The organism is Serratia rhizosphaerae, from assembly GCF_009817885.1.
In the GTDB taxonomy this organism is placed as follows: Bacteria; Pseudomonadota; Gammaproteobacteria; order Enterobacterales; family Enterobacteriaceae; genus Serratia_B; species Serratia_B rhizosphaerae.
Genome location: NZ_CP041764.1, coordinates 190,191 through 204,903 on the forward strand (window position 1 = coordinate 190,191; position 14,713 = coordinate 204,903).

Consider the following 14,713-nt stretch of genomic DNA (forward strand, 5'->3'; position numbering starts at 1 on the left):
GACCTACTCCCAGAGTGAGTATTCGTTTTTTTTCTGCTGCGGCTTAACCACAGGCAGCGTGAATGTCACGCCGGCGTCAAACACCTCCGTCGTGGCCAGATCGTAATTCTGAGGGTCATAGAGCACGGCTTCGACAGTGTTGTTTACCGTGCCGTAATGGCGGACGCAGAGGGGATCCAGGCGGTCACCGTCTTTGGTTGTATATTTCATAAATCACTCATATTTAATTATAAACCTTATGGTCATCGCTAAGTTTCTTGTTCCAGGTATATTATTAATAATTTGATAACATCAACCTGAGGGCATGACATGCATTCTTTAATAAAAATTTGGGTTTTACTGGCCTTTTCTTCAACTGTAGGATTCTTTATTTTTTTCGCACTTGAGGCTTGGTTCACCGAAAACCCTTGGGAAGTTCGCAAACTCACATTAGACCTTCTTTTTAAGCTCCCCAAAGAAATGACTCGATGGATATTATTTAACACCAAAAACATTGACCAGCTATATCACTATTTAATCACTGCCGCCTCCTGCATTGCATCTACCATAATATTTTTTTTCGAAGCCATGCTTTCCATTCCCTTGGCTAAAAATAGAACTATCTCATAACCGTATTTATCACCTAACGGAGTATCCAGATGAACAAAATGTATTTATCTCTCATTATTTTATTTAGTTCTCAGCTCGCATTTGCAGATATTAACATCTCTGCTCCCCAAATAAGTCAGGATTTCAACAACAACTCCATTGCTGCCCAAAAAAGATATAAAGGGCAGACCATGAAAATCACAGGCAACGTAAGTAATATATGGGTAGACTATGATGACCAGCCAATAGTTGATCTGTACGGTAAAAACCTGTTCGAAGGCGTTGAACTTATGGTTAGTAAAGATGACGGTTATTTATTAAACATATCAAAGGATGACTATATCGAGGCGGTATGCCACTCCGCTAACAGAGGCATTATCTCAGTAAAACTCCAAGATTGTATAATAATCCATTATAGCAAGCCTGAAGTTACTCATATGCAAAAATAGTTTCTATATCAATCCCACGGCTTATCAAAGGTATTGCTGAAGGTGATTTCATCACTTTTTTCGAGCCGGCGCCATGATCCTTCAGGGTCAGGTTGACCAGGTTCTCACGTACGATGTCGGTAATATCCTCGCCTTCAACAGACAGGGAGAAGTTGGGCTGCCAGGGCATATTGCCGGAATCGATATAGGCCATGACCTACTCCCAGAGTGAGTATTCGTTTTTTTTCTGCTGCGGCTTAACCACAGGCAGCGTGAATGTCACGCCGGCGTCAAACACCTCCGTCGTGGCCAGATCGTAATTCTGAGGGTCATAGAGCACGGCTTCGACAGTGTTGTTTACCGTGCCGTAATGGCGGACGCAGAGGGTATCCAGGCGGTCGCCGTCTTTGGTTGTGTATTGCATGAGGTCACCATTTAAATTTAAATCAATGCCTGCTTATTTCACTATCACGACAAGCGGTATATTGCACAGTCCGTTCCAAACTATGCAGGGATTGTGAAATGTCAGGGTACGAAATTTTAGGTTGGTTTGTAGGCATATACATCTGGCTTTTTGCCAACCCCATCATTGCGCTAGCTCTCTACCTGCTCCCTATTATTATCGCCTTCATCAGGCTGCACAGAAACCTGCCAATAATAATGATTATCAGCCTGCTATTTGGTTGGATATTTCTTCTGTGGCTTATTCTTGTTATATGGGCTGCATTTGGTGGACAGGATGATATCCGCAGGCAGCAATAGCTCCAGATTATGGAGCCATGATATTGGCGGAGTCAAAAGTATCAGATGATCCTCCAGCATCACCAGTAAGCTCTTTAAATTTGTCGTACAACTCCTGTGCTCCAGCCTCTGAAGCCCCGCCGTCGATTACAATATTGAAATGATATTGATTGTTATGGGTGTTGTTGACATTGGCATTAGCGGACCTTGAAAATACTGGAACAACTTCACCGTCAGACATTGGTTGGTTATCCGCTTTTACTCCATTCAGTGCGTTGCGATAATAATCAAGTTGATTTTCGAACCCTTCATTGTCATCATAAAAAAAGCCTCTCGATGCAACATAGGTATTTATTAGCTTGGCCTGTAACTCTTTATTTCCCTTTACATTCTTTTTAAACCAATCATCAAGACCTTCGTTATGGGCGGTTTCCTGGGCCAACTCCATCGAGCCTGTTTGTGCCAGCTCCTGAAGCACTCGCCGCTGCCGCGCCTCGTCCGAATTGTCAGGTAAAAACCAGCCAATCATATTTGAAACAGCTGAAACCGCCCGGCCAAAATTCTCCAGGCTATCAACGACACGTTTGGGCCCACCGCCGTCCACCCAGTCGACGATCGTATTGGTGATCATTGCCTTGTTATTCTTCACCCACGTCTCGAACTGCCCTTCCCACTCTTTCAATTGGGGCCGTAGTGCGTAACCAATATCACCGGCGACACCGGCCAGTGCTGTTTCTGCCGACGTCCACATATTGCTGAGCATCTGGCTGGTATCCATCGCCGCGCGCGCCTCATCCTCAGTTATGTTGTTCAGTTCCGACGCGTTTTTCATCACCTCTTTATAGGTTAGGCCTGTGCTGATAATGTAAGTCATCAGCTTGTTAGCTTCCCCACCCATCAGTTGGTCAGCGAGCGACTCTCCCTGTTGAGCCGTCAGTTTTCCACTCTTCACCTTTTCACTGATAGTCTGCATCACCTTATCGAATTGCTGCTGTTTGGTGCCTTTCATCAGATGCTTGTTCAGCCCGATCATGGCCAGCATCGGATTTACGGTTTTATCGTTGCCTTCCTCGCCCAGTTTGTTGCTAAGCTCTTCCGTCAGGTCGCCGTAATTCTCCCCGTTCAGACCAGCCTGCTCGGCCATAATACTGCCGGCCTTATAATGCCTGTAGGACATGCCGTATTGCTTTGCACGTCGGTATTCTTCGGCAGTTTTGCGGTTGAGGGCCAGTACACCACCGCCCAATGCTGCACTGGCGCCGGCAATAGCAACGGGTGCCATGATGGCTGCTCCCGCTGCAGCAAACGGCAACCCGCCAGCCATACGCAATCCTGACTCCATCATGTTGCCCGGCGCCGCCTTCGTTTTCGCCCAGGCGTTGCGCGGTGAAGAAAGAAACGCATCTTTGTAACGGCCGCGGCGTGCTTCGCTTTGCTGCTGCTTGTGAGCCAGTTTCGTTTCCCGTTCTTGCTGGGCGTTCAGCCGTTCCAGCTCCTTACGCGCACGCTCGATGCCGGCGCCGACCTTCTTATAATCCTCAACAAGAAAAGCCATACCGGCACGGCCAGACTTCACGCCGTCCCGGATTTCCTTCTCCAGCACCTCCTGCTTGTTAATTAGCGCCTGTGTCGCACGCTCCATGTGCTTTATCTGATTGACCGTGCTGGCTGAACCCGACTTCATCTGACGCTGCCACGCCGTCTGGGTTTTCATTACCTGCGCGGTTTCGGTACCGATGCGATCAATGCCCGTCGTCATGCGGTTCAACGTGCGGGTCATCGACGGATCCACTGATGCCCCGAAGTTGATCGAGGCGTTGTATTTTTGGGATTTACCTGCCATTGGTTTTCCTGCCCTGGTCCAGTGCGCGTTTAAAGTAATGCCGCCAGGTGCTCAGCGGCAGCATCAACTGCTCACTGAAAGTCAGGCGGCACCAGTGGGTAATGCCTGGCTGGTTATTCAGGAACTGCTCTTCGGACGGTCCGCCGGCGGCAACAAAAAACGGTTAAACGCCCCCACCAGCTGGTCGTAATCGTACGCCGGCAACAACAGCAAATCGGCCTGATTTAACCCGCACAGGCTCGCAATCATGAGTGATTCCTTTTCCATCGTGCCCCCCGCTGACTTCTCGTACATCAGCTTGTCGCGTACGGTAGGCTCACGCAGGGCGATTTCGGTGACCGCTTTCCCATTAATCTCGAATGGGCGGGACAGAGTAACCACGGTGGTATTGGCTGGATAATCCATCTTGTTTTCCTCATATAAAAATGGCGCCACAGGGGCGCCGTTATTGATTACTACGTTTTTAAAGCTATAAAAACTCGCATTCCTAAAGGTATAACGGAAATCGGTATACCTTCTGCTGGTGGTGAGCAATCAAGGCGAAAAATACGGGTGTTGTTATATCGCAACACCTTCAAAAGGCGGCATCCAGAAGATGCTCTGCTTATTAGTAAATTTTGTGATTAGAAGAACTTGCCGAGTTACTCCACCCGCTTGACACTTCGTCCAGCACTGGCGTATAGTCCGCTGCGTGAGAACTCAAAACCTCTTAGCACGGATAGAACCAACCCCGTCAGTGTTGGATTTTTTATGCCTGTCATTTAGTGATGGCACAATGTGCGGCCACACACCCCGATCAAGGTCGGGAGGGCGACGAATACAATACCCGTAAGGGGAATAAGTCCGCGGTTTTGCTAAGCCGTTTTGAGCCTCCCGGCACCCCCCATAACCATAGAGATATATCTACAGGCGAACTTTTCTCTTTGAGTTCTGAGCGTTACTGATTGACCTGTCTACACTCCTAACATTTGACAAATCAGCAATATTTATCGTACGATTTACTCCGGTGCTCAAAACACCTTCTCAGAGCGGCTACCGCGCCCGAAAGATTTGCGGTTTTTTTGTGTCCAGATTTTTTGAATTATGATCGGGCGTGCGGCTAATATAATACCAGAAATGGGAATACGCCCGCCGTCTCTGAGCGGTTTTGAGCGCCCGATCACCTCAAACTCAAAATATCTCAGAGGACATACCATGATTGATCCCATCTCAGCTGTTATTCCTGAAATCATCATTCACAACGACCACGCTGTAACTACGTCTATTGCGGTTGCCAACTTCTTCGGAAAACAACACAAGCATGTTCTGGAAAAGATCAGGGCGCTAGATTGCCCCCCTTCTTTCACGACAGCCAATTTTTCGGCCATCGTTGTCACAACCCAAGCTGGCTTCGACAAACGCGAAATCGAAGCCTTCGAAATGACCAAAAACGGCTTCATCTTCCTAGTCATGGGATTCACAGGTAAAAAGGCTGCAGCATTCAAAGAGGCATATATTGCGGAGTTCGACCGCATGGAAGCCGAACTGGCCAAACGTTCCCAGCCGCCAGCACCCGTGATACCTGTTTTTCCCGCCGGCAAAGAGTTCAGTTACGTGACAAATGTTGGTGCTAATGGCGCTCCCACCTCAATAACAATCCTGCGCAATGATCAGCTCATCACTTCCATGTCAGATTGCGTTGAGATGTTGCGTCGAACAGGATTCGTGGTTATTACATGGGAAGTCATGAGCAAACTGACGACCGCCGAAACCGCACAACTCTGGATGGATGCTAAAAAACAGTACGTGAGAAATAGCCCGTTCTGATTTTGAGAATATCCCCCGGCACAAACTCATGCTTGGGTGTGAAATCCAAAATTAAACCAATAATAAGGTGAAATAATCACCAGGAAGTTTAATGTTGTTCCTGACAAGCGTGAGCGCGTTTGTCAATCCCAGTCTGACATTAAACAAGCGCGGGATGCTTGTGAGTGTTCATTATAGTTCCTGAGTTTTCCGCCTTACTCTCCGTGAGGCGGTTTTTTTTTTGCAAAAAATCATTTTACTCTACTGACAAACCCACACAAATCCAAAATTAAACACAAAAAAACTAAAATCTGCCCTTGGAATACTATATTAATACTGTGGAACACCTGAACTTCACCTGGTGACTTGAGATACTACGCATTTGAGCAAAAACCTTTTTGAATGAGGAGTGATCATAGGGGGAATGTCTGAGGAAACACTGCTTACCTTGGGAGTTTTTATCATAGTCTCCCTTATCATCCCTCTTTATTTTATCTGTCGATTTTTTATCGCCATAGCTAAACATTTTGAAAAGGAGCGTTAATATGACACCTATACCAGGCGAACCACTTATCTTTATTCTGTGCTTTGTTGTTTTTTTCTGGTTTCATATTTCCGCTCTAATTATTTTTCTTTGGTTTATTAATATAATTTAGACAGATAGTAGAAGCATTATGTTTCTTTCTTGACACGCACTCAACGAAACCTCCACCGGTTAAGCTATATCAAGATTAACAAGCCAACCCAGTAAATTTAAAACATATATGGCATTAAAATAGAACCAAATAGATACATACCCTACCCTCCAGAACCTCATCATATTCTCTCGCCATAATCATTACCCCCTCTGACAACGCTCCATCAATAGACATCCAAAAATATTTAATCTTTATTGCCAAATTTCAAAAAAAATACTATACATTACCTTGTGAGTTCAGAACCTCTAATCATTTGGAGAGATAATGAGCAAAGAAATTATTTTGAGAAAAGAAGACGTGCCAGGTCAAGATGTTCGCGTTTTCCTTGAGCTGAAAGATGGAGAGACATCTATTACTGCCGCAATGGCAACTGATGCGGACCGAGATAATGTGGTTGATAGAGTATCTATTGTCGGAGATCTTGATGGTGATAACGATCTGGATGAAGATGATAAAGCATTGCTACGCGATATGGTTAATCTATTTTTGAAAATCAAATGGTAGAACGCCATTTGAACAGTAAAATTTACTGCTGCAGTCGAAAATTTTTATGTTAACCATCCTGAATGGCACTTGTTATTCTAATAATGGCGGTGACAGAACGCCCTAGCACTGAGGTGCAGGTTAGCTTCATGATTCTGCCACCGCCACCACGTAATGACCGAGTGTTAATACATATATTTGGCCTTACATTAAAGAATTTCAAGACCCGGTATCGACTTAGTCCAGCAGCAGTGCATCCCGTACGCCGGCCATCTCGTCGACGCCGTTGATGATGCGCTTGCAGTTCAGCGTGTCGATTTCGTACATCACCGTGTTATCGACCGTCAGCTTGTAGTAGCTGAGGTTCATCACCACCGCCATCCCCACCGACTCCTGCCCGCTGTTACCATGCTCGTCAGGCGTGATACTGCCGACAATCCCCTCCAGTTCGTCCACCCAGACCGACTCCGTTGTATCTGCGTTCAGGTACACCCGACGGATTTGCGCTCGTACCTTGCGCCCCTGTGCAAAACCAAACATGGCCAGCACATCAACATCCGCCCCCACCTTAAAATCCGCCTGCATGGCCTCCATGCCGGTATCTACCGGCGCCGGCGCATCCATCCAGGTCGTACGGTAATTGCCGACCGTCACCACCACCGCCGGCGGTGTCATCGACATAACATTGGCCACGCGGATGTTGTTCTGCACCCACAAGGCTGATTTTGCGTAAATAAAACCGGTATTCATGTGTACTCCTGTCAGGCGGCCAGAGAGACCTGCCCGGTGTTTTTGTTGATGGCATATTTGATGACTATCTGCTCTGCCGGGGATTTCGGCGTCACGGCGACGTTGATATACACAATCCCCGCCGCCAGCGACTCGGCCGTATTCAGCTCCTCATCCAGCCAGGCACTGCCGCCGATAATCACGCCGCCCGTCACCTGCTGGCGCAGATAGCTGTTGATGGAGCCCAGCATCGAGACGCCCAGCGATTTGCTGATCGGCGCGTCAAGGTACTCTTTTGTCACCGACAGCTGGATAGAGTCTTCTATCGCGTCCATCGTGCGACGCACCGCCTCAAAGCGCCACTGCGGATCATCGGTGCACAGGCGGTTCCCCCAGTGCCGAAACCCGTCCAGCTGCACAAGGGTGCTGACATTTGCCTGATTGAGCTGGTTGGCCACACAGGTCTCGTCACCAATCATGAAGCTGTCAACCTGTTCAAGGCCAGTAAAGCCCAGCACCATCTGGTTGGACTTCGACCACCAGTACCCCCTGGTGCTGTCAATGCGGACCCGGTGGCCTGCCGCCGCGGCAGAATACGGGCGCGTCCGTGTCTTGCCGGTCAGGTCGCTGACCACGTTGATGCGCGGGCGCAGCAGCTCCACGCGGGCGCCGTACATCTGCCCGCGGCGCACCACCGCTTCCGGCGTGGCCATCGAGGGAGAGTCAAGGTAGGCGATGGCCCGGCAGCGCGCCGCCATGCTCTCCAGCGCCCTGCCGACACCGTCGTCCGTGCTCCATTCCGGGGCAATCAGGATGCGCGGTTGGTAATTGAGGGTCGACTGCCCCAGCTGCAACGACGCGATACCCTGCAGGATGTTGGCGCGCTGCGCCTCTTCATCCTCATCGGTATCCACACGTACCACGATGACCAGGGCACCAATCTGGTTCAGAATGTCGTTCATGTCGTCATACAGCGTACCGCCGTACCCCAGCTTTTTGGCCTGGTTACGACTGCCGGCAATCAGTGCCGGGGTATACAGCGGGAAAGGTTCATCCTCGCCGCCCTGCAGTGCCATCAGACCAAAGGGTGCCACCACGCCGGCCCCCGCCATACCATCGGGTAACGCGGCGTCAATCCCCATATCTTCGGCATCGAACATCAACGCGTTGACCGCCGCCACGACATCGGCCGCATTCGCGTCCACGACGCCTTCGGCATCGGTGCCGAGCGTGATGGTCAGTACGCCGTCCTCAAAATCGGCGCCTGTCTCGGCGCCTGCAGACGAGTCAGCCTCGCCGGCAACCGCGCGGACCTGCAGCTGATTGCCGGCGGTGCCGGCAGCGGTGGCCGTGAAAACAACCTGGTTATCGAGCAGGCTGCTGCCCGTCGACAACGTTGCCGCCGTCCCCGACTCCGCGTCGGGCGCCGTGCCGACCAGGCCAATGACCGACATATTGACGGTGGTTATCTGTTTGGGTGCGCTGTCGTCCTCAAGGGTACGAACGCCATGAAGTTCCATAAGGGTCTCCGGATATAAAAAAGCCGCACAGTGGCGGACAGGGATGATGAGGTGGGAGCGTTATTTCGAAATTGGCTGAACGTTACAGATACTGTCGCGCTTGAGGGCCTTGTCGCTGCTGCACTGGACAGACTCGTCGTGCCGGATGTACGTCAGAACGTTGGAGCAGGCGGCAATGCCGGCACTCAGCGCCAGTGCCCCCAGGATAAAAGCCGCTTTTTTCATTCACCGGCCACCTTGCATGCCGTACTGTCTGTCACCGTGACGCTGCTGCCGAGACTCTGCACGCTGACCATCGGTGGACAAGCGTTGCCGCTGTCCGACCGGTAGCTAACCAGGGTGGCACTGCAGCCGGTGAGCAGTGCAACAATCAAAGGGATTGCATATCTCATATTCACCACCAGCGGATAGCGGAAACCAGATGTGCGACACCGTACAGCACTACGTACACTGCCACAGCGCGCAGCACCCAGCCAATCGCGCTGGACATCTCTTTTGTGACAGGCGCATCTAACATCAGGCCATTTTTCATAGTCAACCTCATGAGTATTCGTTTATAATTTCTCATGCAGAATTAATATTCCTTTGCTCCAAATAAAAACCCCGCACTGCGTCAACAGTCGGGGTTTTGTCTTTTTGTATCCCTGGTGGATTATCAGCTGATACCGTAAATCTCCCGGTCGAGTACCGCCCACGTCTGCGCCCCGCACATGCCGTCAGCATCGAGGCCGTGACGCCGCTGAAAGTCGGTCAGCGCACCGATTGTCGCATTGCCGGCCACGCCGTCGGCGTCGCAGCCCAGCATCAGCTGCAGTTCCCGCACGTCGCCTCCCTGGCTGCCCATCTGAACCAGGCTACGGGCGATGCCTTCCCCGCGAGCAAGCCGCAACGCCGCTTCCGCTTCTTCGGCATACGCCGCGATGGTCTGTGCCTTGTCGGTACCGTTGATGATGTGCCGGGCGTTGACGTAATCGGTCTGGGTATCGGTCAGGTAGTCGGCGAGCTTCTTGCCGGTAAACCAGCCGTTGGCCATACCGTTAATCGCCACCTGCGCCGCCACCCACGGCGTCAGCGCAAGGTCAGGCTGCCCCACCAGCGGAACGTCATATGCCAGCGTGTTGAGGTTGACCACCACATCCTGAGCCTTTTCGTAATTATCCCGCCAGGTCAGTTGTACATAGCCCCGACCGTAATAGGTCTTCCCTGTCTCCGGGTCCGGATCGCCATAAGGATGTCCCGCGCCCTTGCCGTACTCTTCGATGGGCTGCATCGTGAAGGCGGTCTCGTGGTACGTGGTGGCCAGCACATACGCCAGCCAGCTCACCGGGATGTGGCGGCCGAGTACCGTGTTGTAAACCGCGTACGCTGCAGTGAATCCAGCCAGACAGTCGGTCTGTGCATGATTGATTTTGCCACTGAACCACACGGCACTCATACGCATACGGAGCGCTATTTCGGAAAAAACACCTTCCCGGCTTTGATATTGATCACAGTTACACATCGGCAAGTTCTCACAAAGTTGGTTTATTTGTAAAAAAACCTTCAATCCCCTAAAGATATAATTTTCAAACACAAAGTGAAATACAAAATCATTATAGCCATCACACAAAACGCCCCCAAATATTAACACCTAACCATGAAAAAACATAAATCACGCCTGCCAAATGTCATTATAAATCACAAACCAACCACATGATAAAAATCACTCACAATGACAAGCAAGCCACCAGCCACATACAATAAAAACACTTAAGCAATACATTATAAAAACATTAAAAAGGCATCTCACTTACTTTTATCTTTCGACAAAAAACAACAAAAGAAAACATCAATGAAGAAATAAAACCCACGCTATAATTAAACTTGAAACATCGAACTCAACGGTTGCCAACTCAACTAACTCGTCAATGTTATAGAAAACCATCAAGGAATACTTTTATGTCAAATAACCCTAACGCAATCATCAAGTCACTGGAGATCACAAATAATTACGCACTGGCCGACGGCATAGAAAAAAACACCATTCTTGCTCTAGTCTGCGATGACAATGACACCCCTTTACCCGGCCAGGTTGTAACTTTTGAAGTCGGCCCAGGAGCCAATATTACAAGCCAAGTGTCAACCAACGTACTAGGGCAAGCCCTTACATCATTGACCAGCACCACGGCAGGCGGTTACACAGTGACAGCCTCTGTTAACCCTGGCTACATCTGGGCTGTAGGGCCAATTATTTTTGTTGAAAGCAGGGGAAAATAACCTAATTACCTCAATAATTTTTCTTAAAATGATACCGGTGGCTGGCAGTTCAGGGTAATACCGTGACAGCCACCGTCACTGACAATAATGAAAAAATACTGTTCTGGAAAAACTTGAATGGCGTTTACGGCATTGATGATATTTCAGCATAAGCTCTCCTTAATGTGCGGAATGCACGGACAAAGGCCAGACCGGATATTCCTCATCCAGATCGTCACGTAGAATATCGAGATACTCCCTGAGATCATGGGCCTTCTCCGCATCGCCAGGGCGAGGTGTACTGTGCTCGTACATTAGAATTTCACTGGTGATAATACGGATTTCACGGACCAGAATGCTTCTGGCCCGGTTAGCGAGCAGCGTCGCATCTCGGCTGACTGTGCCGTCAGACCAAACCCAGGTACCGTCTATGGAACAATCATCCGGGAGTGAATCCAGCCCGCGCACTGACAATTTCCATGGCCACATATTGACTGGAGTCGAGTCAATCAGACGGATGATGCCGGTGTCAGGTTCGTACGCAATAAACACGGCACCAGTCAGCAGGAAGCGGGCCTGATACCAATCCACACCGTTTTCATCCCGCAGACAGATGATAGGCTTACCATCAACGTTCCCCGCATCTGTATTATAGTAGGGCTGGCAGTTGGCTAACTCTGTGAGATCCCTATGCGGCAAATCAGCAAAGATATTCACGCTGGCGACAGGCAAAGTTTGCATCTGTAGTGTTGATGCATACGGCGCCGTGTACGGTGCCCCGTTGATGATGTACTGCAGGGGGCGATAAAGCGCAAAACCGACCTGATGCCCCTCGTTCCCGTTACCACCGGTGAGAACACACCCCCATGGTGCTTCAACCAGCCCCCCATCCATGGTTAATGACCCTTGCGTTCCGAGCTGGGTCCCTGTAACAAAATTACCAGCCACCCAGTCACTGGTAGCATAAGGCGACAAATCGATGGGCTGGGGATTATTCGGGCTATACACCCGCTGACCGGCCTCATTGATCACGTCGGCATTCATCGTGCCGTTGACCTGCAGGGAGACGCTGCCGTCGGCAATGTTTCGCCAGAGCGATATCAGCCATCCCTGCGTGTCGGCATAATCGAGTTTTTGATGCGTGCCATCTGAAAATACGGACATCGACACATCATTACCGGCAGAGTCCTGAACATCCAGCGACAGCGTCTTGCCCGTCGTGGCATTGCGTACGGCGAGCCACGTCGCCGTCAGCGCCCCTGTCGCATTGCCCCCGGTAATGGAGATGAAATCCCCGGTGCTTGCCGTGGCGGCCGACCCCAGTCCAAGGTTGTCACGCGCCGCCTGCTGTGCGGTATCACCCGTCTTCGCAATTTCATCCAGATTCTTATCCTGCCGCAGGTAGAGCGTGTCGGCCTGTTTTTCGGTCAGATAGGCCGTATCCGTCACCACCAGCGTGACATCCGTGGTGGCAGAAAGCGCCAGCACGACCAGGATCTCCAGCGACACCGCAAAACCGCTGTCCGGCGCGGGTTTATCCTGGGCGGCATAATTCCCCACCGCATAGAGCGTCCCGTCTGACGCATAAATGGCCACGCCGCGGAGGGTGTAGCCGCCACTGTCCGCCGGGATGATGCACTGGGCAACAATCTCCGACGGGTCGTCAGCGCTGACCTCCAGCGCGCTGATGGCGCCGCGGTACACTTCATTCACAAAAGCGGTCAGCGCCGGATCCGGCGTAAAATCGACGCCGCCGTCACACACACCAAATTCGGACAGTTCAACCGATTCGCCTGCGGCATGCGCCGCTGCCTCCAGCTCGGCGCCGGCATCGGTCACCAGGACATAATAATCACTCATCGCGTCTCTTCGCCTTTATCGTGACAGACTGGCGGGTGAATATGCTCCCGCCGATATAACAGTTGCCATACACCTTTTCCGGGGTAACCCGGATATCGCCCAGAAAACTCCGGGCATTCTTGGCATCGCTGATGTGGCTGAATATCTTCTGCAGCTCGTCGGTACTGACGCTGTTGCCGTGAACCACCACCCGAAAGGTGTACGGCTCGCCCTGCGGGGTGTCCCCGAACCACTCGATGACATCAATCAGGCGATCGACAGACGCCAGCGCCTGCCTGACCGCGCCCGGGGTCCCGCGTTTTTTATTGACCGAGGCGGCACTTTTAATCACATCCCGTTTTTGCTGCTCCGTCCATTCGTCGTCCCACCAGGTCACACCAAACTCCCACGCCAGCCAGGGCAATAGATCGGCGGGACATTTGTCGGGATTTTTGACGTCGCGAATATCAAAAAGGACATCGCCGACGTGGCTCATGACGATTTCCAGCGCCTGCTCCGGCTGCGTGGCATTGGGCGGGAGCAGCGTGCGAAATGTCATAACCCCTCCGGGCGTATGCCCTGGGTCGACGCGGTGGATGCGGTCAGGGTAATGGCAGTACAGTACGTTGCCTCGCCGGTGCCGGCATCGAGGGTCTCCAGCGGTTCCGTCAGCGTCACGTCCTCAACACCCGGCTGCTTCAGGGCCTTATAGACCCCGGCAATCGACAGCGGCACGCCAATCCGGTGAACGCTGTCGGCATAACGCTGCATGGCCTGCTTCGCCGCCGCCATCACCGTCTGTGCATCCGGTCCGCTGCCGGTTATCAGGGTCGCCGTCACGGCATACTCTATGAGGGTGGCCGCCTTCACCACGACATAATCCGTCAGCGGACGGATAAAATCGGCGTTGAGCGCAGCACCAACGGTATCAAGCAGCGCCTGGCCGGGTACCCCGCCACCGTCATTACTCAGCACATACACCTCGACGTGGCCGGGAGAAATCGCCTTATCTTCCTGTGGCCCGTAGGCTTTGGCATCCCGCACCGCGCCGTCGGCAGACAGCGCAAAATACTCATAGGCCTGTATCGAGCCTGCCGTATTGCGTGCGTACCAGCTGAGCCGGATACGCAGGCGAAACGCGTCGTCCCCTTCCATCACCGCATCGGTCGGTGGGACAGGGGTATCGTCCGCCGGGGTGATCACCAGCCGGTAAATGCCAAAATTGGCGCCCAGCTGGTCGAGGTCTGCGCCCCTGGCATAGGCCAGCAACGTAGCCAGCACCCCGGCGTTCGTGCGGGCAACATTGACCATCTCGCGATAGCAGCTGATTTGCAGCAGTTTGACCGCCGGGTCACTGTCCAGCAGCGCAGTAAATACCGGGTCAAGGGCCTGCAGCTCGGCCAGCCGCTGTGCCAGCAGATCCTCGAAGGCCGGCATCTCGATGACGGAAGGCGGCGGTAATTGACTCAGATCGATAACGTCACTCATAGTTCGATATTCTCCAGCAGAACGGCGCGCTGCGTTTCAACGTCCGTGGCATGAATGCTGAGCCGGATGACCCCATTGCCGACCTGCAGCACGTCAATGCTGTTAATCACAATGCGCGGCTCCCAGCGGGCCAGCGCGCCGGCGGCAGCCATCACGACCCGCATGGTGGTGGTGCGATCGGCAGGATGGTCAACCAGGTCAATCAGGTTGCTGCCGTAGCCGGGCCGCATCACGCGGGTGCCGACGGGCGTGCTCAGAATGTCCTGGACGGACTGGCGGATATGGTCGAGACCGGACAGTGGCTTGCCGGTCAACCGGCTCATTCCCTGCATAACA

The 14,713-nt window shown here is 51.8% G+C and carries 21 protein-coding genes; 6 read left to right on the forward strand and 15 right to left on the reverse strand.

From position 1 onward, the window contains the following. Positions 1–3: 3 nt before the first annotated feature. The gene (locus tag FO014_RS00990; RefSeq protein WP_160027119.1) at positions 4–210 is read right to left on the reverse strand and encodes a tail protein X; all 207 of its coding nucleotides are present in this window, start codon (positions 208–210) and stop codon (positions 4–6) included. Between the two features lie 99 nt (positions 211–309). On the opposite strand from FO014_RS00990, the gene FO014_RS00995 reads away from it, so the two are divergent. After that, the gene (locus tag FO014_RS00995; RefSeq protein ID WP_160027121.1) at positions 310–609 is read left to right on the forward strand and encodes a hypothetical protein; all 300 of its coding nucleotides are present in this window, start codon (positions 310–312) and stop codon (positions 607–609) included. A 29-nt stretch (positions 610–638) separates the two neighbouring features. After that, on the forward strand, positions 639–1,037 hold the full coding sequence (locus FO014_RS01000) for an OB-fold protein (protein ID WP_160027123.1): 399 nt from the start codon (positions 639–641) through the stop codon (positions 1,035–1,037). On the opposite strand, the gene FO014_RS01005 is transcribed toward FO014_RS01000, so the two are convergent. Continuing rightward, a complete protein-coding gene (locus tag FO014_RS01005; protein WP_160027125.1) occupies positions 1,018–1,230 on the reverse strand; it encodes a hypothetical protein in 213 nt (70 codons plus the stop codon). The two genes, FO014_RS01000 and FO014_RS01005, sit on opposite strands and share 20 nt — an antisense overlap. A gap of 3 nt (positions 1,231–1,233) precedes the next feature. Next, positions 1,234–1,440, reverse strand: a complete 207-nt coding sequence (locus tag FO014_RS01010) for a tail protein X (RefSeq protein ID WP_160027127.1) — start codon at positions 1,438–1,440, stop codon at positions 1,234–1,236. Positions 1,441–1,538: 98 nt separating this feature from the next. Between FO014_RS01010 and FO014_RS01015 the strand changes: the two genes are divergently transcribed. After that, positions 1,539–1,778, forward strand: a complete 240-nt coding sequence (locus FO014_RS01015; RefSeq protein WP_160027129.1) for a superinfection immunity protein — start codon at positions 1,539–1,541, stop codon at positions 1,776–1,778. 7 nt (positions 1,779–1,785) lie between these two features. Here FO014_RS01015 and FO014_RS01020 read toward each other — a convergent pair whose 3' ends face one another. Both FO014_RS01020 and FO014_RS01025 read right to left on the reverse strand, forming a co-directional pair. Then, positions 1,786–3,600 (reverse strand): hypothetical protein, encoded by a 1,815-nt coding sequence (locus FO014_RS01020; RefSeq protein ID WP_160027131.1) that lies wholly within the window; start codon positions 3,598–3,600, stop codon positions 1,786–1,788. Between the two features lie 117 nt (positions 3,601–3,717). Beyond that, on the reverse strand, positions 3,718–4,005 hold the full coding sequence (locus tag FO014_RS01025; RefSeq protein WP_160027133.1) for a phage tail assembly protein: 288 nt from the start codon (positions 4,003–4,005) through the stop codon (positions 3,718–3,720). A 789-nt stretch (positions 4,006–4,794) separates the two neighbouring features. Between FO014_RS01025 and FO014_RS24220 the strand changes: the two genes are divergently transcribed. Both FO014_RS24220 and FO014_RS01035 read left to right on the forward strand, forming a co-directional pair. Next, positions 4,795–5,406 carry a Rha family transcriptional regulator gene (locus FO014_RS24220; RefSeq protein WP_160027135.1) on the forward strand — a complete coding sequence of 204 codons (612 nt, stop codon included), beginning with the start codon at positions 4,795–4,797 and terminating at the stop codon, positions 5,404–5,406. 941 nt (positions 5,407–6,347) lie between these two features. Further along, a complete protein-coding gene (locus tag FO014_RS01035) occupies positions 6,348–6,587 on the forward strand; it encodes a hypothetical protein (RefSeq protein ID WP_160027137.1) in 240 nt (79 codons plus the stop codon). Positions 6,588–6,803: 216 nt separating this feature from the next. Here the strand turns inward: FO014_RS01035 and FO014_RS01040 are convergent, their stop codons facing one another. The 6 genes from FO014_RS01040 to FO014_RS01060 form a co-directional block, all read right to left on the reverse strand. Continuing rightward, positions 6,804–7,316, reverse strand: a complete 513-nt coding sequence (locus tag FO014_RS01040; RefSeq protein WP_160027139.1) for a phage major tail tube protein — start codon at positions 7,314–7,316, stop codon at positions 6,804–6,806. A gap of 11 nt (positions 7,317–7,327) precedes the next feature. Then, a complete protein-coding gene (locus FO014_RS01045) occupies positions 7,328–8,815 on the reverse strand; it encodes a phage tail sheath C-terminal domain-containing protein (protein ID WP_160027141.1) in 1,488 nt (495 codons plus the stop codon). Positions 8,816–8,875: 60 nt separating this feature from the next. After that, positions 8,876–9,040 (reverse strand): hypothetical protein, encoded by a 165-nt coding sequence (locus tag FO014_RS01050; RefSeq protein ID WP_160027143.1) that lies wholly within the window; start codon positions 9,038–9,040, stop codon positions 8,876–8,878. Beyond that, positions 9,037–9,207, reverse strand: coding sequence for a hypothetical protein (locus tag FO014_RS01055; protein WP_160027145.1), 171 nt, complete (start codon positions 9,205–9,207; stop codon positions 9,037–9,039). Before FO014_RS01055 ends, FO014_RS01050 begins: the two co-directional genes overlap by 4 nt. Positions 9,208–9,209: 2 nt before the next feature. Continuing rightward, positions 9,210–9,332 (reverse strand): hypothetical protein, encoded by a 123-nt coding sequence (locus FO014_RS24150; protein ID WP_281354963.1) that lies wholly within the window; start codon positions 9,330–9,332, stop codon positions 9,210–9,212. Positions 9,333–9,470: 138 nt separating this feature from the next. Then, on the reverse strand, positions 9,471–10,316 hold the full coding sequence (locus tag FO014_RS01060; protein ID WP_160027147.1) for a peptidoglycan-binding protein: 846 nt from the start codon (positions 10,314–10,316) through the stop codon (positions 9,471–9,473). Between the two features lie 437 nt (positions 10,317–10,753). Here FO014_RS01060 and FO014_RS01065 point away from each other — a divergent pair, with 437 nt between their 5' ends. Further along, positions 10,754–11,071 carry an Ig-like domain-containing protein gene (locus FO014_RS01065; protein WP_160027149.1) on the forward strand — a complete coding sequence of 106 codons (318 nt, stop codon included), beginning with the start codon at positions 10,754–10,756 and terminating at the stop codon, positions 11,069–11,071. A 159-nt stretch (positions 11,072–11,230) separates the two neighbouring features. On the opposite strand, the gene FO014_RS01070 is transcribed toward FO014_RS01065, so the two are convergent. The 4 genes from FO014_RS01070 to FO014_RS01085 are packed head-to-tail and all read right to left on the reverse strand — an operon-like array spanning position 11,231 to position 14,709. Beyond that, positions 11,231–12,910 (reverse strand): phage tail protein, encoded by a 1,680-nt coding sequence (locus FO014_RS01070; RefSeq protein WP_160027151.1) that lies wholly within the window; start codon positions 12,908–12,910, stop codon positions 11,231–11,233. Continuing rightward, positions 12,903–13,448: a phage tail protein I gene (locus FO014_RS01075; protein WP_160027153.1), complete on the reverse strand. Its 546-nt coding sequence runs from the start codon at positions 13,446–13,448 to the stop codon at positions 12,903–12,905. The genes FO014_RS01070 and FO014_RS01075 overlap by 8 nt, the downstream gene beginning before the upstream one ends. Beyond that, a complete protein-coding gene (locus tag FO014_RS01080) occupies positions 13,445–14,377 on the reverse strand; it encodes a baseplate assembly protein (RefSeq protein WP_160027155.1) in 933 nt (310 codons plus the stop codon). Before FO014_RS01080 ends, FO014_RS01075 begins: the two co-directional genes overlap by 4 nt. Beyond that, on the reverse strand, positions 14,374–14,709 hold the full coding sequence (locus FO014_RS01085) for a GPW/gp25 family protein (protein ID WP_160027157.1): 336 nt from the start codon (positions 14,707–14,709) through the stop codon (positions 14,374–14,376). The genes FO014_RS01080 and FO014_RS01085 overlap by 4 nt, the downstream gene beginning before the upstream one ends. Positions 14,710–14,713: the final 4 nt, after the last annotated feature.